Origin of the sequence: Streptomyces sp. NBC_01257 (assembly GCF_035917255.1) — a bacterium.
Lineage (GTDB): Bacteria > Actinomycetota > Actinomycetes > Streptomycetales > Streptomycetaceae > Streptomyces.
Window position 1 is genome coordinate 1313912 of record NZ_CP108472.1, and the last position, 17829, is coordinate 1331740.

13 protein-coding genes and 1 pseudogene are annotated in these 17829 nt (G+C 72.8%); 7 read left to right on the plus strand and 7 right to left on the minus strand.

Features of this window, described 5'->3' with window-relative positions; all coding sequences use genetic code 11:
• Complete coding sequence (locus tag OG408_RS05690) at nucleotides 1-768, minus strand: GntR family transcriptional regulator (protein WP_266776090.1); 768 nt, start codon at nucleotides 766-768, stop codon at nucleotides 1-3.
• 825 nt (nucleotides 769-1593) lie between these two features.
• Here OG408_RS05690 and OG408_RS05695 point away from each other — a divergent pair.
• Nucleotides 1594-2424: an alpha/beta fold hydrolase gene (locus OG408_RS05695; RefSeq protein ID WP_326668595.1), complete on the plus strand. Its 831-nt coding sequence runs from the start codon at nucleotides 1594-1596 to the stop codon at nucleotides 2422-2424.
• 57 nt (nucleotides 2425-2481) lie between these two features.
• Here the strand turns inward: OG408_RS05695 and OG408_RS05700 are convergent.
• Nucleotides 2482-3330: pseudogene (locus OG408_RS05700) on the minus strand (DMT family transporter); the annotation flags it as partial.
• A gap of 47 nt (nucleotides 3331-3377) precedes the next feature.
• On the opposite strand from OG408_RS05700, the gene pdxR reads away from it, so the two are divergent.
• The 3 genes from pdxR (at nucleotide 3378) to OG408_RS05715 (ending at nucleotide 8073) form a co-directional block, all read left to right on the plus strand.
• Entirely contained in the window at nucleotides 3378-4835 is a 1458-nt protein-coding gene (gene pdxR, locus OG408_RS05705) for a MocR-like pyridoxine biosynthesis transcription factor PdxR (protein ID WP_326668597.1), read from the plus strand.
• A 126-nt stretch (nucleotides 4836-4961) separates the two neighbouring features.
• A complete protein-coding gene (locus OG408_RS05710; protein ID WP_326668599.1) occupies nucleotides 4962-6542 on the plus strand; it encodes an alkaline phosphatase D family protein in 1581 nt (526 codons plus the stop codon).
• 133 nt (nucleotides 6543-6675) lie between these two features.
• Nucleotides 6676-8073 carry a GNAT family N-acetyltransferase gene (locus tag OG408_RS05715; protein WP_442806125.1) on the plus strand — a complete coding sequence of 466 codons (1398 nt, stop codon included), beginning with the start codon at nucleotides 6676-6678 and terminating at the stop codon, nucleotides 8071-8073.
• Here the strand turns inward: OG408_RS05715 and OG408_RS05720 are convergent.
• Nucleotides 8006-9250 (minus strand): trans-sulfuration enzyme family protein, encoded by a 1245-nt coding sequence (locus OG408_RS05720; protein WP_326668603.1) that lies wholly within the window; start codon nucleotides 9248-9250, stop codon nucleotides 8006-8008. The two genes, OG408_RS05715 and OG408_RS05720, sit on opposite strands and share 68 nt — an antisense overlap.
• 59 nt (nucleotides 9251-9309) lie before the next feature.
• On the opposite strand from OG408_RS05720, the gene OG408_RS05725 reads away from it, so the two are divergent.
• Complete coding sequence (locus OG408_RS05725; protein WP_285566994.1) at nucleotides 9310-9864, plus strand: Lrp/AsnC family transcriptional regulator; 555 nt, start codon at nucleotides 9310-9312, stop codon at nucleotides 9862-9864.
• A gap of 32 nt (nucleotides 9865-9896) precedes the next feature.
• Entirely contained in the window at nucleotides 9897-11582 is a 1686-nt protein-coding gene (locus OG408_RS05730) for a DUF885 domain-containing protein (RefSeq protein WP_326668606.1), read from the plus strand.
• A 101-nt stretch (nucleotides 11583-11683) separates the two neighbouring features.
• Here the strand turns inward: OG408_RS05730 and OG408_RS05735 are convergent, their stop codons facing one another.
• Nucleotides 11684-12208 (minus strand): rhodanese-like domain-containing protein, encoded by a 525-nt coding sequence (locus OG408_RS05735; protein WP_326668607.1) that lies wholly within the window; start codon nucleotides 12206-12208, stop codon nucleotides 11684-11686.
• A gap of 93 nt (nucleotides 12209-12301) precedes the next feature.
• Between OG408_RS05735 and OG408_RS05740 the strand changes: the two genes are divergently transcribed.
• Entirely contained in the window at nucleotides 12302-12748 is a 447-nt protein-coding gene (locus tag OG408_RS05740) for an Lrp/AsnC family transcriptional regulator (protein ID WP_266776108.1), read from the plus strand.
• Here OG408_RS05740 and OG408_RS05745 read toward each other — a convergent pair.
• From OG408_RS05745 to OG408_RS05755, 3 genes are all read right to left on the minus strand, one after another.
• On the minus strand, nucleotides 12738-15830 hold the full coding sequence (locus tag OG408_RS05745) for an SMC family ATPase (RefSeq protein ID WP_326668610.1): 3093 nt from the start codon (nucleotides 15828-15830) through the stop codon (nucleotides 12738-12740). The two genes, OG408_RS05740 and OG408_RS05745, sit on opposite strands and share 11 nt — an antisense overlap.
• Nucleotides 15827-16993 (minus strand): exonuclease SbcCD subunit D, encoded by a 1167-nt coding sequence (locus tag OG408_RS05750; protein WP_326668612.1) that lies wholly within the window; start codon nucleotides 16991-16993, stop codon nucleotides 15827-15829. The genes OG408_RS05745 and OG408_RS05750 overlap by 4 nt, the downstream gene beginning before the upstream one ends.
• Before the next feature lie 194 nt (nucleotides 16994-17187).
• On the minus strand, nucleotides 17188-17814 hold the full coding sequence (locus OG408_RS05755; protein WP_266776114.1) for a YigZ family protein: 627 nt from the start codon (nucleotides 17812-17814) through the stop codon (nucleotides 17188-17190).
• Nucleotides 17815-17829: the final 15 nt, after the last annotated feature.

Consider the following 17829-nt stretch of genomic DNA (forward strand, 5'->3'; position numbering starts at 1 on the left):
TCAGGATGCCTGGCGTGTCTGGTCGTGGTGGCTGATCTCCAGGTCGCCCGAGTCACCGAAAGTGAGCCGGCAGGTGTCGGCCCGGTATGTGGCGACGGAGACGGCCGCTGTGCCACCGGCCGCGAGGTAGCGGGTCGTGACGACGAGGACGGGCGCACCGGGGAGCCGGTCAAGCTCCTTGGCGTCGTCCGCGCGCGCCGATCCGAGCTCGACGGAACGGTCCTGTCCGTCGAGGCCGAGCCGGTGCAGCTCACGTACGACGCTGCGGGCCCTGGCGGGACCGGACGGAGTGTCTATCGCTGAGAGGTCCGGGACGGAGGCCGACGGCACGTACAGCAGCTCCGCCGCGACGGGCTGTCCGTGCGTGACGCGGATCCGCCGCACAATGTGGACGGGCTCGTCGCCCGCCACGTCGAGCATGCCGGCCACGGACACCGGAGCGGCTGCCGTATTGCAGTCGACGGCCTGCCAGGCCTCGCCCGCGCCGCCGCCGGTCCAGTCGTGCTGCGCGGTCGAGACGGCGACTCCCACGCGCGGCGGGGCGACAGTAGTGCCCACACCGCGGCGGCGCTGAAGCCTGCCTTCGAGTTCGAGCTGCTCCAGGGCCTGCCGGAGCGTAGCCCGGGCGACACCGAACCGGGCGGCGAGCTCGCGCTCGTTGGGAAGGATCTCCCCCACCGCAAAGTCCGAGTCGAGTGCCTCACTGAGCACGGTCTTGAGGTGCCAGTACTTCGGCTCCTGCACCGATTCCAGCTGCGTGGTCCCCACCCTGTCCTCCGCAATCGCCCAGCGGCTTTTCCGCGACGTTATTTATTAAAGGTTCCTGTCTTAACGTTGAGACCATAGGACGGCGCACCCCCTTGGTCAAGACCAATCCTCCGTCCACGGACCTGTGAATCGGGTGTCTGCCGCACAGCGTTCACAGGACGTTCGTGGACCGGCGCTCTGCGTGCAGCACAAAGCCCCACGTCCGGGCGGGTGCGTGGGGCTTCGACGAGCGGCTGGGGCGTGGGCGGGGCCACCATTCGGTTCCAGTGGGCGGACTCCCGAATCGGCACCTGGCCACCGGAGGCGGCTGTCCGCAGGAAGCAGCGGCCGGCCTTGTCCACGCTCTCCAGGATCCGTAGCGGCACCTTCGGCTCTCCGCCGCTGGCGCCGACCAAGCGCACGTCGGAGCCGGCGGGCACGCCCTGCTCCGCCGTGTCGGGAACGGTGGGGCCGGAGTCCGTGACCACTGGTTCCGACAGCCACGGTCCGGCGTACGCCTCGCGCCGCGTCCCGGGCCGGCGCAGAGCATGTGCCGACGCGGGATGCGGCGCGTACGGGCCGGTGCTCCTCGAAGACGTCGGTCACGGTTTCGGCTGTCACCGGCCCGTGCCGGCCGACCGGTCGCACGCCGCCCAGTCCGAATCCCGCTGCCCTCTTCAGCGTCCCTCTTGAGCGCCGCCTCGCCCCCTGGAGCGCCTCCCCGCCCCCGCGAGAATGCCTTGCCCCCTTGAACTGGAAGCTACCTGGCGGTAATTGTTGCTGACTAAATGTCTAAGCCGTTTGCCGGCACGGCTTCCTCGTGTCGCATCACCCTGGAGCACCTCCATGACCACCACGGCCTCGTTCACCGTCGAGTCACCCCGAGGACCGCGGACCGTGTCCGTGGCGTACGAGCGGTCGGGGTCGGGAGAGCCGCTGCTGCTGCTCCACGGCATCGGTCACCATCGCCAGGCCTGGGACCCGGTGATCTCGGTGCTGGCCGTGGAGCGGGACGTCATCGCCGTCGACCTGCCCGGTTTCGGAGCCTCCCCCGCGCTGCCCGCCGATGTTCCGTACGACCTGACGACCGTGGCGCCCCTGCTCGGGGCCTTCTGTGAAGCGATCGGGGTGGACCGCCCCCACGTGGCAGGGAACTCGCTCGGCGGGCTGCTCGCGCTGGAGCTGGGACGCGAGAAGCTCGCACGGTCGGTGACGGCACTCTCGCCCGCCGGGTTCTGGACCGACGGCGAGCGCAGGTATGCGTTCGGAACCCTGCGTGCCATGCGGCTGGCGGCCGAGTCGATGCCGCTGCCGCTCATCGAGCGCCTGTCCCGCAGCGCGACCGGTCGCACCGTGCTGACCAGCACCATCTACGCCCGGCCGGGACGCCGTTCGCCGGAGGCCGCCGTGTCGGAGACCCTGGCCCTGCGCCGGGCGACGGGGTTCCACCAGACGCTGGCCCTCGGACGGGACGTCCGGTTCACCGACGACGTCCCGGACCTACCGGTGACCGTCGCCTGGGGCGACCGCGACCGGCTGCTTCTGCGCCGCCAGGGCATCCGGGCCAAGGACACCCTCCCGGGCGCCCGGCTGGTCCGGCTCCCCGGCTGCGGTCACGTCCCGATGAACGACGATCCGGCTCTCGTGGCCCGGGTGATCCTCGACACCAGCCGCTGAGACCACCGCCCGCACCCGTCCCCTCCGGCGCAGGACCCCCGAGCCGACCGCCACACCGAGCCCGACCAGGCAGCTGCCCACCACCTGGGCGGGGCCGTACGCACCGGCACCGACCAGCGGGGCGGTGAGCGCGGCGGACACGGGGATCAGTCCGGAGAAGAGCGTGGCCCGCTCGGCACCGATGCGCTGCATCCCCCGGTACCAGCACACGAACCCGATGACGGTGACCACGGCGGCCTGCCAGAGCAGCGCAACGGCCTCGTCGGGTGTGGGCACGCGGACGAAGCCGCCGCCGTCGAGCAGCAGACCGAGGACGGCCGACTCCACGGCGGCGACCGCGCACACCGTGGCGGACAGCAGCGTGGCTCCCAGCGGACGCAGCACCGGCACGGCGAGCACGGCGAAGCCCACCTCACCGGCCAGGGCGCCGACGGAGAAGAGGATTCCCGCGATGTCGGTGCGCCCCCAGCCCTGGACGGTGAAGGCACCGATGGCCACCAGTACCGCGGCGAAGAGCACGGCGCGTGTCGGCCTGCGTCCCGCCATCAGCGGTACGAGGACGGCCACGAGGATCGGGGCACACCCCACGAACACGCCCGGAACAGCCGGTTCCGCCGACCGTTCGGCCGCCAGGACGGCCAGGTTGAAGCCGACCATTCCGACGGCGGCGAGCAGAGCGAGCCGCCCCCACTGCCGGCGGCTGAGGCCACGGAGCACGGCTGCCGGCCGGGGCCCGCCGGTCCGGGTCACCAGGGGCACGAGCAGCAGGGCGGCAAGGCCGTAGCGCAGCGCCTGGCCTCCCGCGTAGGGGTAGTCGCCGAGGACACTGTTGGCGGTGAAGGAGGCACCCACGAGGATGCAGGCGAAGGCGGCGAGAAACGAGCCGCGCAAGTAGGTCACGTTCATGACACCGACGCTAGGCAGTGCGAAGGCCCGGTTTAAGGTCCACTTCCATGACGTCTTCGGGGACCAGTTCACCACCTGACAGCGGCGGCGGTGCGGCCTTGTCCGTCTCGGCCGCCTGGGAGTTACTGCTCCCGGCCGCGTCCGCTCCTGCCCGTGGGCGGGGGCGCGCGCTGCAGTCCGCCCTGCGCGAGGCGGTCCGCTCCGGCCGCCTGGTTCCGGGGACACGGCTGCCGTCCAGCCGCGCGCTCGCGGCCGATCTGGGGGTCTCCCGCGGCCTGGTCACGGAGGCCTACGAACAGCTGACGGCCGAGAGCTATCTGCGCAGCGGGCACGGGGCGGGTACGTGGGTGAGCGGATCGGTGCGGGCCGCCGAGGGCGGGGCCCGCGATCTCGCTCCCCGCCCAGCCGGTACCCGCGTCGACTTCCGGCCGGGCACACCGGACCTCTCGCTCTTCCCGCGCAGTGCCTGGGCCGCCACCCACCGTTCGGTTCTCGGCAGGCTGCCGCACAGCGCACTGGGCTACCCGGATCCACGCGGCCTGCCCGAGCTGCGCAACGCCCTGGCCGCGCTGCTCACCAGGCGCCGCGGTGTGGTGGCCGACCCGGAGCGGCTGCTGGTCTGTTCGGGCGTCGCCCAGGCGACCACGCTGCTCGGACTCGTCCTGCACGGACGCGGACTGCGCACGGTGGGCGTCGAGGACCCCGGCAGCCCCGAGCACGCCTCGCTCTTCGCGTCGGCGGGGCTCGCGACGGCGCGGCTCCCGCTCGACGGCGAAGGGCTGTCGCCCGACGCGCTCGTGCGCTCCGGCGTGCGCGCCGTAGTGACGACACCGGCCCACCAGTTCCCCACCGGGATCGCGTACTCCGCCGCCCGGCGGAGCGCGCTCCTGGACTGGGCGCGGGAAACGGACGGAGTCGTCATGGAGGACGACTACGACGGCGACTTCCGCTACGACCGCGCACCCGTCGGCGCTCTCCAGGGCCTCGACCCCGAGCACGTCGCCTATACCGGCTCGGTGAGCAAATCCCTGGCCCCAGGCCTGCGGCTGGGCTGGCTGCTGGCGCCGGCGTCGATGACGGACGAGATCGTCGACCGCAAGCGGACCATGGACCTCGGCAACCCCGCACTCGACCAGGCCGTGCTCGCCGACTTCGTCGTCCGGGGAGGCTACGACCGCCAGCTGCGCCGCTGCCAGCGCGCCTACCGGGAGCGCCGCGATGTCCTGACGGCAGCGCTCGCCGAGCACTTCCCGGGCACCGAGGTGAGCGGCATCGCGGCGGGACTCCACGTCATCGCCCGGCTGCCCGAACGGTACGGACCGGAGGACGAGTTCGTGACCCGTGCGGCCGGGTCGGGAATCGCCCTGCGCCCTCTGAGCGACTGCGGCGGCGTGCGGCCCGCCGACGGATCGGTGAGCCTGGTGATCGGCTACGCGCACCTCGCACCGGCGGACATCAACCTGGGCGTACAGCTGCTGGCCGCCTCCCTGCTCGCACGCGGCTGAGGGGGCACGGCGTCGGCAAGGGCCGGTTGTTCACCTCGCGTTGGTGTTCCCGCCTCCGCCGGGCGCGAGGGTGGGCCGGTCGCTCAGCTGTCCGTTCACCCGATCCGCTGCCCCGGAGGCGCTCCGATGCCGAACCGTCCGCGAATCCCGTCTCCTGACCGCCGTACCGTGCTGCGCGGTTCGCTGGCCGCGTCGGCCGCTCTCACCCTTCCGGTGGTGGGCGCGGCCGCCCCCGCCTTCGCACGGTCCGGCCGCCCGGACGCGGCCTGGGGTGTGCAGGTGGGTGACGTCACGTCGTCGTCCGCGCTGGTGTGGGTTCGCTCCGACCGGCCGGCGCGGATGGTGGTGGAGACGTCGGCGACCCGGTCGTTCCGGCGGGCCCGCACCTGGCACGGTCCGCTGCTGGGCCCCGCCACGGACTACACGGGGACGACGCCGCTGTACGGGCTGCCGCCGGGCGAGCAGGTGCACTACCGGGTGACGCTCGCCGCGGCGGACGACCCCCGGCGCACGGGCGAGCCGGTGTACGGGACCTTCCGGACGGCGCCCGCGCGGCGGCGGGACGGCGTGCGCTTCCTGTGGTCCGGCGACATCGCCGGCCAGGGCTGGGGCATCAACCCGGACATCGGCGGCTACCGGGTCTACGACGAGATGCGGCGCCTCGACCCGGACTTCTTCCTCTGCAGCGGCGACAACATCTACGCGGACGGCGTCATCGAGCCGAGCGTGACGCTGCCCGACGGCCGCGTCTGGCGCAACGTCACCACCGAGGAGAAGGCTAAGGTCGCCGAGACCCTCGCCGAGTACCGGGGGAACTTCCGCTACAACCTGCTCGACGACAACTTCCGCGCGTTCAACGCCCAGGTTCCCTCGGTGATCCAGTGGGACGACCACGAGGTGCGCAACAACTGGTACCCGGGCCAGATCCTCGACGACGTCCGGTACACCGAGAAGAACGTAAACGTACTGGCGGCCCGCTCGTCGCGGGCCTTCAGGGAGTACTTCCCGGTGTCCACGCTGCACGGTTCCCCCGGCGGTGACCGCGTCCACCGGGTGATCCCGCACGGTCCGCTGCTCGACCTGTTCGTCCTGGACATGCGGACCTTCCGCAATGCCAACTCCCCCGGCCGGCAGCCGGACGACGCCACGGGAATCCTTGGATCCGCGCAACTGGAGTGGCTCAAGCGCGAACTGTCGAAGTCCCGCGCGGTGTGGAAGGTGATCGCCGCGGACATGCCGCTCGGTCTGGTGGTCGCCGACGGTGCCACGGACTTCGAGGCGGTCGCGCAGGGCGATCCCGGGGCTCCGCTCGGGCGTGAACTGCAGATCGCCGAGCTGCTGCGGTTCATCAAGCACCGCCGGATCACCGGGACGGTGTGGCTGACGGCGGACGTGCACTACACCTCGGCCCAGCACTACGCCCCCGAGCGGGCGGCGTTCAAGGACTTCGCGCCCTTCTGGGAGTTCGTCACCGGACCGCTGGCGGCCGGCCAGTTCCCGTCCAACGCACTCGACGGCACGTTCGGGCCGGATCAGGTGTTCGTCCAGGCCCCCGACCGGGCGAACGTCTCCCCCATGGAGACGCCCGCACTGTTCGGGGAGGTGGACATCGACGGCGACACCGGCGAGCTGACCGTGCGCCTGCGCGAGCAGGGCGGATCCGTTCTGTTCACGCAGGTGCTCCAGCCCGGGCGCGTAGGACAGTGAGCCGCACTGCTCAAAACAACTTGCCAAACGGCCAAAAACAGACGATAGGCGACTAGATCCACACTTAACCCATCGGTCACAAGGCGTTCGTGATCAGGCAACACCGTTCGGTCACAGTGAGGACATGACTGATGTGACATCCGCGAAGACTGCCCGCCGCCCGCACCACTGGCGGCGGGACCTCATTGAACTTGCCGCCCTGTTCACCGCGGTCGCCATCGCCGACGCGATCGCCAACCTGATCGGACACCAGCCCGACGGCCCCTACCTGCTCATCGCCTCGGCCGTGGCACTGACCGCGACCGCCGCGTTCCACACCTGGTGGGCTCGGCGCCACAGCCACGCACCACCGCCGGTTGCGGACGACGCCCCGGCCGGCCGGTCCCGTGCCGCCGCGGCCGACGCCGACGCCCCGGAGACGGACTCGGCTCCCGCCGAGACGGTGCTGTGGCGGATGCGCACCACGGTCCGGGACGCGCCCGGCAGCCTCGCCGCGCTCTGCATCGTGCTGGCCCGCCACCGGATCGACATCCTGACCCTCCAGACACACCCGCTGGCGGAGGGCACGGTCGACGAGTTCCTGCTGCGCGCACCCGCCGCGCTGCCGGCTCCGCAGCTGACCCGGGCGATCTCGGAGGCCGGTGGCAGCTCCACCTGGATCGAGCGGGCCGACGCCCACGATCTGGTGGACGCCCCGACCCGGGTGCTCGGCCTCGCCACGCGCACCGCCCTGGACGCCGCCGAACTCCCGCTCGCCCTGCGCCAGCTGCTCGGCCGTTGCACCATCCACTCGCTGCCCGCCGTGTCGATCACCGGACGCGCCACCGGTGAGACCGCACCCGTCGAAGGGGTGCTGGAGGAGACCGTGATGCGGCTGCGCGACCCCTCGGGCGGCGTCATCACGGTCGAGCGCCCTTATCTCCCGTTCACACCCACCGAGTTCGCCAGGGCGCGCGCCCTGGTCGAGCTCGATGCCCGGCTCGGCCCCCGCGTTCCGCGCAGCGAGCACGTGCTGACCCTCCCCGAGGGCAACGCGATCACCGTGCGCCGGGCGGACCGCGGTGACCTCGAAGCGGCCCGCGCCATGCACGACCGGTGCTCGGAACAGACGCTGCGCCTGCGTTACCACGGGCCGGTCCGCGACGCCGACCGCTACCTCGACCACCTGCTGAGTCCGCGCTTCGGCCGCACCCTCGCCGTACAGACGGCCTCCGGCCGGACGGTGGCCCTCGGCCATCTCCTCTGGGACGGCGACGAGACCGAGGTCGCCCTGCTCGTCGAGGACGACTGGCAGCGCCGCGGCATCGGCTCCGAGCTGCTGGCCCGGCTGGTGGCGCTCGCCGTCGAGGCGGGCTGCGAGAGCGTCTACGCCGTCACCCAGGCATCGAACACCGGCATGGTCGCCGCCATGCGCGCGCTCTCGCTGCCGCTCGACTACCAGATCGAGGAAGGCACGCTCGTCATCACCGCCCGGCTGGGCGGCGCGAGTCGGGCGCGGTCCCTGCCCCCGTACGAGCAGGCCGGGCACTGACCACCTGACGTACCGGCTCCTCGCTGCTGAGCGCCTGGCAGAGATCGGCCCAGAGGTCCTCGACGTCCTCGAGACCGACCGACATGCGCAGCAGCCGGTCGCCGACCCCCGAGGCCTGCCGGTCTCCTTCATCCACAATGCGGTGGCTGATGGAGGCCGGGTGCTGGATCAGGCTGTCGACGCTTCCGAGACTGACGGCGGGCGTGATCAGCCGTACCGCGGCGATCACCCGGTGCGGGTCCCCGTACACCTCGAAGGACACCATCGCACCGCCCAGTTCCGGGTAGTGGACGCGGGCGATCCGCGGGTCGGCGGAGAGCCTGCGGGAGAGTTCAGCGGCGCTCGCGGACGCGGCGCGGACACGCACCGGCAGCGTGGCGAGCCCCCGCAGCAGAAGGTATCCGGCCATCGGGTGGAGGACGCCGCCGGTGGCGAAGCGCACCTGGCGCAGCCGGGCCGCGAACTCCTCGTCGCAGGCCACGACTCCGCCCATCACGTCCCCGTGACCGCCCAGGTACTTCGTCGCGCTGTGCAGCACGATCCGCGCCCCGTGCTCGACGGGCCGCTGGAGCACCGGAGTGGCGAAGGTGTTGTCGACCAGGAGCGGCACCGAGCCGCAGGAGTGGGCGACCGCCCTGATGTCCACCTCGGCGAGGGTCGGATTGGCGGGCGTCTCGACGATCACCAGCCCGGTGTCGGGGCGGATCGCGTCGGAGATGCCCGCGGGGTCCGTCCAGGTCACCTCGGTGCCGAGGAGACCGGCGCCCAGCAGATGGTCGCTGCAGCCGTAGAGCGGGCGGACCGCGACGACGTGACGCAGTCCCATGCTCGCCCGGGCCAGCAGGACGGCGGTCAGCGCGGCCATCCCGCTGGCGAACGCGACGGCGCTCGCGGTCCCTTCGAGGCGGGCCAGTGCCGTTTCGAACCGGGCGGTGGTCGGGTTGTCGAGCCGGGCGTAGACCGGCGGCCCGTCGAGCCGGGCGCCGGTGGTGGCGAAGGCGTCGATCCGCTGCGCCTCTCCCCTGGAGTCGTACGAGGGGTAGGTGGTGGAGAGATCGATCGGCGGGGCGTGCAGGCCGAGAGCAGCGAGGTCGTCGCGGCCGGCGTGCACGGCTTCGGTGGCGAGCGCCCGGGACGGGGGTGTCGTCGAGGGCGTCTTCGAGGATGCGGAGTCCATGCCCCCACTCTGAACAGTCACCGGAACTCCTGCCGAAAAGCCCGTGCTACGTTCGGCGAATGACCGATTCCGTCGCTCTCGACACGGTGGATCTGCACATTCTGCGGCTGCTGCAGAACGATGCCCGGACCACGTACCGCGAACTCGCGGCCGAGGTCGGGGTCGCCCCGTCGACGTGTCTTGACCGCGTCACCAGGCTGCGTCGCACCGGCGTCATTCTCGGCCACCAGCTGCGGCTCGACCCGGCCAGGCTGGGGCGCGGTCTGGAGGCGCTCCTGTCCGTGCAGGTCCGGCCGCACCGCCGGGAGCTCATCGGCCCGTTCGTCGAGCGGATCAGGACGCTGCCCGAGTCCCGGGCCCTGTTCCACCTGACCGGTCCCGACGACTACCTGGTCCATGTCGCGGTGACCGACACCGCCGATCTGCAACGCCTGGTACTGGACGAGTTCACCTCGCGGCGCGAAGTGGCCCGTGTGGAGACCCGGCTCATATTCCAGCAGTGGGAGTGCGGTCCGCTGCTGCCGCCCGCGGCCCGGACGGGCGGCCCCGGCCGGGACCAGGAAGCGGGCACGGGTCCGGTTCCGCGTCAGGACCATGGTGCCGGTTCATGGTGACGCGGAGGCCTTCTCCGTACGAGGATGTCCCCATGTCAGATTCTCCGAGCAGCGCGCTGCCCCGCCAGGTCGCCGACACCTACGTCGACGCATTCATCGAACTCGACCCGATCTCGGGCACCTATCTGGGTGTCGCGGAGAGCTCGCGCCGCCTTCCCGACTTCTCCCCCGCGGGCCAGGAGCGGCTGGCCGAGCTCGCCCGCACCACTCTCGCCCAGCTCGACCGTGCCGAGCAGCTGCCGGGTGCGGCGGATGACGCCGAGCGCCGGTGCGGCCGTCTGCTGCGGGAGCGCCTGACGGCCGAACTCGCCGTCCACGAGGCCGACGAGGCGCTGCGCGCCGTGTCCAATCTGCACTCTCCGGCCCACTCGCTCCGTGAGGTGTTCACGGTGACGCCGACCGAGACGGACGAGGACTGGGCGGCCGTCGTCGAGCGGCTCCAGGCCGTCCCGGCGGCACTGTCCGGGTACCGCGAGTCCCTCGCGCTCGGCCTGGAGCGCAAGCTGTACGCCGGTCCGCGTGCCACCACCACGTTCATCGGCCAGCTCGACGAGTGGGCCGGGGACGGCACGACGGGGTTCTTCCAGGACTTCGCCGCCGCCGGCCCGGACGCGCTGCGCACCGGTCTGGACGCCGCCGCGGCGCAGGCCACCCGGTCGCTGGAGGAGCTGCGGGACTGGATGCGGGACGTGTACGCCCCGGCGGTCGAGGGCGAGCCGGACACGGTCGGCCGTGAGCGGTACGCCCGTTGGTCGCGCTACTTCAACGGCACCGACCTGGATCTCGACGAGGCGTACGCGTACGGCTGGTCGGAATACCACCGGCTGCTCGCCGAGATGCGGACCGAGGCCGAGAAGGTGCTGCCGGGTGCCGGCCCCTGGGAGGCGCTGGCCCACCTCGACGTGCACGGCAAGCACATCGAGGGCGTCGACGAGGTCCAGACGTGGCTGCAGGGTCTGATGGACGAGGCCATCGAGGCCCTGGACGGGACGCACTTCGAACTCGCCGAGCGGGTCCGCAAGGTGGAGTCCCGCATCGCCCCGCCCGGCGGCGCCGCGGCGCCGTACTACACGGGTCCCTCCGAGGACTTCTCGCGCCCCGGCCGCACCTGGCTGCCGACGATGGGCGAGACGCGCTTCCCGGTGTACGACCTGGTCTCCACCTGGTACCACGAGGGCGTGCCCGGCCACCACCTCCAGATCGCGCAGTGGGCGCATGTCGCCGAGAGCCTCTCGCGCTACCAGGCGTCCATCGGCATCGTCAGCGCCAACGCCGAGGGCTGGGCGCTGTACGCGGAGCGGCTGATGGACGAGCTGGGCTTCCTGCCCGACGCCGAGCGCCGGCTGGGCTATCTCGACGCCCAGATGATGCGGGCCTGCCGGGTGATCGTGGACATCGGCATGCACGCGGAGCTGGAGATCCCGGCCGACTCCCCGTTCCACCCCGGCGAGCGGTGGACGCCCGAGCTGGCCCAGGAGTTCTTCGGCAACCACAGCGGCCGGCCGGCCGACTTCGTGGAGAGCGAGCTGACCCGCTACCTCTCGATGCCGGGCCAGGCCATCGGCTACAAGCTGGGCGAGCGTGCCTGGCTGCTCGGCCGGGAGAACGCCCGCGCCGCCCACGGGGACGCCTTCGACCTGAAGGCCTGGCACATGGCCGCCCTGTCCCAGGGGCCGCTGGGTCTGGACGACCTGGTCGACGAGCTGTCGAAGCTCTGACCTTCGCGTCGGCCGGTCCCGGGCGTGCTGCCCGGGACCGGCCGCGTGCATACTGACGCCCTATCTCGCGATGCGTCCGGGGCGGCGTCCCGGCCTCCGGTTCAGCAACCGCAGTCGTCGGAGCCGGCCGGGGCGGTCAGCGGGTCGGCCGTGCGGCGCTCGCGCCCCTGCCAGGTCTCGAACTCGAAGCCCTCACGCGCCCAGTACTCGAAACCGCCCAGCATCTCCTTGACCCGGTAGCCGAGTTCGGCGAGTGCGAGCGCGGCCCGGGCGGCGCCGTTGCAGCCGGGTCCCCAGCAGTAGGTGACCACGGGCACCGCGGGGTCGAGCAACTCCCCGGCCTGCTCCGCGATGAGCGCCGTCGGCAGGTGCACCGCCCCGGGGACGTGGCCCTGGTCCCAGGACGCGGTCGAGCGGGAGTCGAGGAGTACGAAGCCGGGGTCACCGCCGGCCGCCAGGGCCGCCGCCACGTCCGAGACATCGGCGTGGAACGCGAGCGAGGCTCCGAAGTGGGCGGCGGCCGCGGCCGGGGCCGCCGGCGGGACGCGGAGCACGCGGTTCGTGACGGTTGCGGGAGCGGGGGCCGTGGCGGTGACGGCGGCGGTGTCGATGAGCTGCGGAGTCATGGTCAGAAATCTATGACCGGCACCTCCGCGCCGGAAGGTGAGATCCCCGGCACATCTCTTGATCCGCCGGGGAAACCCCTGTTTCCTCTAGGCATGACCGACTATTCCCCGGACGCCACCGACTGGCTCATTCTCGACGTCCTGCAGCGCGAAGGGCGCGCGTCGTTCGCCGAACTCGCGCGGGCCGTCGCCATGTCGTCGAGCGCCGTGACCGAGCGGGTCCGCAGGCTGGAGGAGGCCGGAATCATCAGCGGGTACGCGGCGGTGGTGGAACCCGAGCGCCTCGGTCTGCCGATCCTCGCCTTCGTACGGCTGCGGTATCCGAACGGCAACTACAAGCCGTTCCACGACCTCCTCGACACCACGCCGGAGATCCTGGAGGCCCACCACGTCACCGGCGACGACTGCTTCGTGCTGAAGGTGACCGCCCGCTCCATGAGTCATCTGGAGGCGGTCTCCGGGAAGATCGGCGCCCTGGGCTCCGTCACCACCAGCGTCGTCTACTCCTCGCCACTGCCGAGGCGCGCGGTCAGTCGCTGAGCCCCGTCCCGCCCCCGACCCGGTGCCGTACGGCCGAACCGTTCCGCTCCTTCACCACTTCGAGCTGGGCGGGAATGCGCCGGCGGAGATCGCCCACATGGCTGACGATGCCGACGCTGCGGTCCCGCTCGCGCAGCGAGTCCAGTACGTCGAGCACCTCGTCGAGGGTCTGCTCGTCGAGGCTCCCGAATCCCTCGTCGATGAACAGGGTGTCCAGCCGTACGCCGCCCGCCTCGTCGGTGACCACGTCGGCCAGGCCGAGTGCCAGCGCGAGCGACGCGAAGAACGTCTCGCCGCCGGAGAGGGTGGCCGTGTCGCGCTCGTGCCCGGTCCAGGCGTCGATGACGTGCAGACCGAGACCGGCGCGGCGGCCGCCCGCGCGGGCATCGGAGTGGACCAGCTGGTAGCGGCCGGACGACATGCGGCGGAGCCGGGCGCTGGCAGCCTCCGCCACCTGTTCGAGCCGTGCCGCGAGCACGTACGACTCGAGCCGCATCTTGCGTTCGTTGTCGGCCGAGGTGCCCGCCGCGAGGCCGGCAAGCCGGGCGATGCGTTCGTACTCCGCGCGCACCGGCCCCAGATCGCGCACCTCGTCCGCCGCGCGCCGGGACAGCCGGTCGAGTTCGGCGGAGCGTTCACTGGCCGCGGCGAGAGCGGCCGACGCATCGCGGAGCAGGCGTTCGGCCGCGTCGTGGGCCGTCTGTGCCACGTCCGGCGCGGCCGGCGCGCGTTCCGCGGCGGCACGGGCCCCGGTCTCGGCGAGCCGGTCGGCGACGGCACCCGCCTCGGCCTGCCAGGCGTCTATGCGGTGCTGGAGCGCGCGCTGACCCGAGTCGGGGACCAGGGTGGCCGCCGCGGCCTGCGGCGTGTCGAAGCCGGCCCGGAACGCGGCGTCGGCGAGCCGGTCGTCGGCCTGCTTGAGCCGGGCTGCCGCGCTCTCCTCCTCGCGCACCGTCCCGGCCGCCTCGACGAGCAGCGCGACCCTGTTCTGCAGGAGCGCGGCGTGCTCGGAGACGCTGCCCGACCCGCCACGCGCCTGGACCAGCACCTCTTCCAGGGAGGTCTGTTCACGGTCGAGGCCCTCGCGCCGGGACGTGCGGGCCGCGGCCCGGCGTTCGGCCTGCTGCCGGTCCTCGGCCCGCTGTGCCTGCTCGCGTTCGGCGGCGGCCAGCGCCTCACGCGCGGCGTGCGTGCCCGCGGCGGTCCGGTGCACCTGCGCGTGCTCACGGGTCAGCGTGTCCACGAGCGCTGCCAGCCGGGCGACCGTCGGACCGGGCTCCCCGTCCGTCGCGTCCCCCTGCTGCCCGTCCGCGTCCGCCGGACCTCCGGTGCCGCCGTCGTCGGCCGGGCCCACGGCCTCGGCCCGGGCTGCCGCATAGCGTTCCCGTACGGCTCCGAGCGCGTGCTCCGCATCCGTGCGCGCCTGCTCGGCGCGGCGGTGGGCGGCCTCCGCCGCCTCCTCCGTCGCCTGGTCGACATGACCGTCCCCGGGGCGCGCGGGCCTCGGATGGTCGGCGGAGCCGCACACCGTGCAGGCCTCGCCCTCGACGAGTTCCCGCGCGAGCTCCGCCGCGATGTCCCGCAGCCGTCGTTCCCGCAGGTCGAGCCAGTGCTCCCGGGTACCGAGGGCGTGCTCGCGTGCCGTGCCGAGCCGCTCCTGCGCGGACGTCGCCTCGTCCGCCAGCGCGTCCCTGCGGCGGGCCGCTTCGAGACGCCGCCGGGCGGGCTCCAGCCGGCCGGCCAGCAGTTCGGCGCGGGTGACGGCCTCCTGAGCCTGTTCGATGCGGGCGTGCAGACCGCTCCGGGTGTTCTCCCAGCCGGCCAGCCAGCCCTCGGCGTCACGGATCAGCTCGTCGTCCGCCCGGGCCTGCCGCTCCAGTGCGGCACGCTCGTCGTCGATCTCCGCGCTGCGCCGCTCGGCGCGACGTGCGGCGTCCAGCCCGCCGAGCTCCTCGCGGAGTCCTCGTTCCAGTGCCGCCAGTTGTTCGGCACCCGCGTCGGCCAGGGTGGCGGGCATCCGGGACCGGGAGCGGTCGCGGGCCGCGCGCGCGTGCTGATGGGCGCGCCCGGCGTCGTCGCGGAGTTCGAGGGCAGGGGCGACGAGGTCCGCCTTGCGGGCGCGCCGCAGCTGCTCCCGGTCCTCGTCGTGCGCGGCCCGGCCCGCCTCGGACGCGGCGGCACGGCGCCGGGTCTCCTCGTACCTTTGCTGCAGTCCGGCCAGTTCCCGTTCGGCGTCCAGGGCCTGCCGGGCCGCGGCGTGCCTGCTCTCGGCCGCGGACAGCACCGAACCGGCGATGTCCAGCCGCTCCCGGGCGCCGCTGCGGGCCGTCGCGGCCCAGGCCAGGACGGCGTCGGCGAGTCCGGGTTCGCCCGGCTGGAGCGTGGGCATCGGCCACTCGCGGCCGGCCGGGCCCGCGGCCTGGGCGATCCGCTGGGCGAGGGCGAGGATCTGTTCGTCCCCGGTCCTGACCTGGCTCTCGGCGGCCCGGCGGAGATCGGCGAGGCGCTCCTCGACGGCCGCGAAACGACGTGTGTCGAAGAGCCGGCCGAGAAGCCTGCCGCGTGCTTCCGCGTCCGCCCGCAGGAAACGGGCGAAGTCGCCCTGCGGCAGGAGCACCACCTGGCAGAACTGGTCCCGGCTCATACCGATGAGCTGCGTGATCTCCTCACCGATCTCCTGGTGCGTCCGGCTCAGCGCCTGCCAGCCCTGCTCGGGGTCGTGGGCGCGCAGCCAGCTCTGCGCCTTCTCGGTGGTGTGGCCGCCACCCCGCTTCTTCGGGCGGGGCTGGGCGGGGCGCCGGGTGATCTCCAGACGGCGCCCGCCGACGGTGAGTTCGAGCCGGACCTCGGTGGGCAGGTCCACCGGGGCGTGGTCGCTGCGGAGCGAGGTGCCGGGGCTCTGCCGGGCACCGGGCACGGCCCCGTACAGGGCGTAGCAGACGGCATCGAGGACCGAGGTCTTCCCGGCGCCGGTCGGTCCGTGCAGCAGGAAGAGGCCGGCTGCGGAGAGCGCGTCGAAGTCGATCTCCTGGGTGGTGCCGAACGGCCCGAAGGCGGTGATGGCGAGCGTGTGGAGCCTCATCGGTTCACCTCGCGCACACCGTCGTCGACCCGTACGTGATCGAAGGCGCCGCGCAGCACCGTCCGCTCGTGCTCGTCGGTCCCGCAGCCGCCGCGGACATGGGCCACGAAGTCCTCCGCGATGCTCTGGTCGTCGCGTCCCCGCAGCCGCTGGGCGTACGAGGTGTGCGGGGCGTCGGGGGCCCGGTCCGGTTCGAGGACCAGGCTGAGCGTGTGCGGGAAACGCTTCAGGAGACGGGCCATCGGCTCGGACGGCCGGACCGGATCGGTGAGGGTGGCCTCGACCCAGGAGTGCTCGTGCCGGTCGAGGGCGGGGTCGTCGAGGAGGGCGTCGAGCCGGCCCCTGAGCCGGGCGATGGCACGCGGCACCGGGCAGTCGATCCGCTCCGCGGTGATCGCGCCGGTGGCGTCGAGGTCGATCAGCCACATCGTCTTGCGGTGGGTGGCCTCCGAGAAGGAGTACGCGAGGGGCGAGCCGGAGTAGCGGACGCGCTCGGCGACCGTCTGGCAGCCGTGGAGGTGCCCCAGGGCGACGTAGTCGACGCCGTCGAAGACCCCTGCGGGGACGGCCGCCACCCCGCCCACGGTGATGTCGCGCTCGCTGTCGCTCGGCTCGCCGCCCGCGACGAAGGCGTGGGCGAGGACCACCGACCGGGTCGGGCGGGGCCGCTCCGCGAGATCGGCACGGACCCGTTCCATGGCTGCGGTGAGCACGGCCTCGTGCCCGGCCCGCTCCGCCCGGAACACGTCCTTGACGAGGGCGGGCTCCAGATAGGGGAGTCCGTAGAACGCCACGTCGCCGTGCGCGTCCGGGATGACGACGGGGGTGGCGCACCGCGCGGGGTCGGTGCGCAGGTGGATGCCGGCCCGTCCGATGAGTCCCGCGCCGACGCCGAGCCGGCGGGCCGAGTCATGGTTCCCGGAGATCATCACGGTGGGCACACCGGCGGCCGCGAGACGGTGCAACGCGTCGTCGAAGAGCTGCACGGCGGAGAGCGGCGGCACCGCCCTGTCGTACACATCACCCGCCACGAGCACCACGTCGACCTCGTGCTCGCGCACGGTGTCCACCAGGTGGTCGAGGTAGGCGGCCTGTGCCTCCAGCAGCGAGACCCGGTGGAACGACCGCCCCAGGTGCCAGTCCGATGTGTGCAGAATCCTCAAGAGCCGGCTCCGACCCGCATGCTTCGCTTCCTCGTCATCCGCTGCCGGTCAGCCCGTGCGCCGGCCCGGCCCGGACCCCCGGTGCCGGTCCCCGGCGCGGCTGCGCACTCCTGCCCCTGTTCCCTCACGCATCACAGTCTCCCATCACCGGGGACGCGCCCGGGGCGGCTGCCGCAGGACGGCCACGGACGGGCTCAGGCGTCACCGTAGGCCTCGTCACCCAGTTCCAGTTCCGCCTCGCCCGCGGTCGCGTCGGCCAGCCAGCGGCGGAAGTCCTCGACATCGGCGTCCGGCAGCCCGATCTCGATGGTCACCGCCTCCGCGTAACGGACCTCGCGCACGCTGCGTCCGGTGGCCCGCAGTTCGTTCTCCAGCCGTCCGGCGCGCTGATGGCCGACGGTGACCGTCGCGATCCGGAAGCGCTGCCGGGTGAGGGTGCCGATGGCGTCGAGGGCCTCGCCGACCACTCCCCCGTACGCCCGGATCAGCCCGCCGGCGCCGAGCTTCACCCCGCCGTAGTAGCGGGTGACGACCGCGACGACGTACCGCATCTCGCGGCGCGTCAGCATCTGGAGCATGGGGACGCCCGCGGTGCCTCCCGGCTCGCCGTCGTCACTGGCCTTCTGGACGGAGGCGTCGGCGCCGATCACGTACGCGAAGCAGTTGTGCGAGGCGGTCGGGTGTTCCCTGCGGATGCGTGCGACGAAGTCCTGCGCCTCCTGCTCGGTGGCGGCGGGGGCCAGCGCGCAGATGAAGCGCGAGCGGTTGATCTCGGTCTCGTGCACGCCCGCACGGGCGACTGTCCGGTACTGCTCCTGCATCCGGCCACCTTATGC

Bases quoted from the DNA above. Each gene is read 5' to 3' on its own strand.
- OG408_RS05720 (WP_326668603.1), bottom strand. From the start codon at position 9,250: ATGGACTCCGCATCCTCGAAGACGCCCTCGACGACACCCCCGTCCCGG.
- pdxR (WP_326668597.1), top strand. From the start codon at position 3,378: ATGACGTCTTCGGGGACCAGTTCACCACCTGACAGCGGCGGCGGTGCG.
- OG408_RS05755 (WP_266776114.1), bottom strand. From the start codon at position 17,814: ATGCAGGAGCAGTACCGGACAGTCGCCCGTGCGGGCGTGCACGAGACC.
- OG408_RS05745 (WP_326668610.1), bottom strand. From the start codon at position 15,830: ATGAGGCTCCACACGCTCGCCATCACCGCCTTCGGGCCGTTCGGCACC.
- OG408_RS05710 (WP_326668599.1), top strand. From the start codon at position 4,962: ATGCCGAACCGTCCGCGAATCCCGTCTCCTGACCGCCGTACCGTGCTG.
- OG408_RS05740 (WP_266776108.1), top strand. From the start codon at position 12,302: ATGACCGACTATTCCCCGGACGCCACCGACTGGCTCATTCTCGACGTC.
- OG408_RS05735 (WP_326668607.1), bottom strand. From the start codon at position 12,208: ATGACTCCGCAGCTCATCGACACCGCCGCCGTCACCGCCACGGCCCCC.
- OG408_RS05695 (WP_326668595.1), top strand. From the start codon at position 1,594: ATGACCACCACGGCCTCGTTCACCGTCGAGTCACCCCGAGGACCGCGG.
- OG408_RS05725 (WP_285566994.1), top strand. From the start codon at position 9,310: ATGACCGATTCCGTCGCTCTCGACACGGTGGATCTGCACATTCTGCGG.
- OG408_RS05730 (WP_326668606.1), top strand. From the start codon at position 9,897: ATGTCAGATTCTCCGAGCAGCGCGCTGCCCCGCCAGGTCGCCGACACC.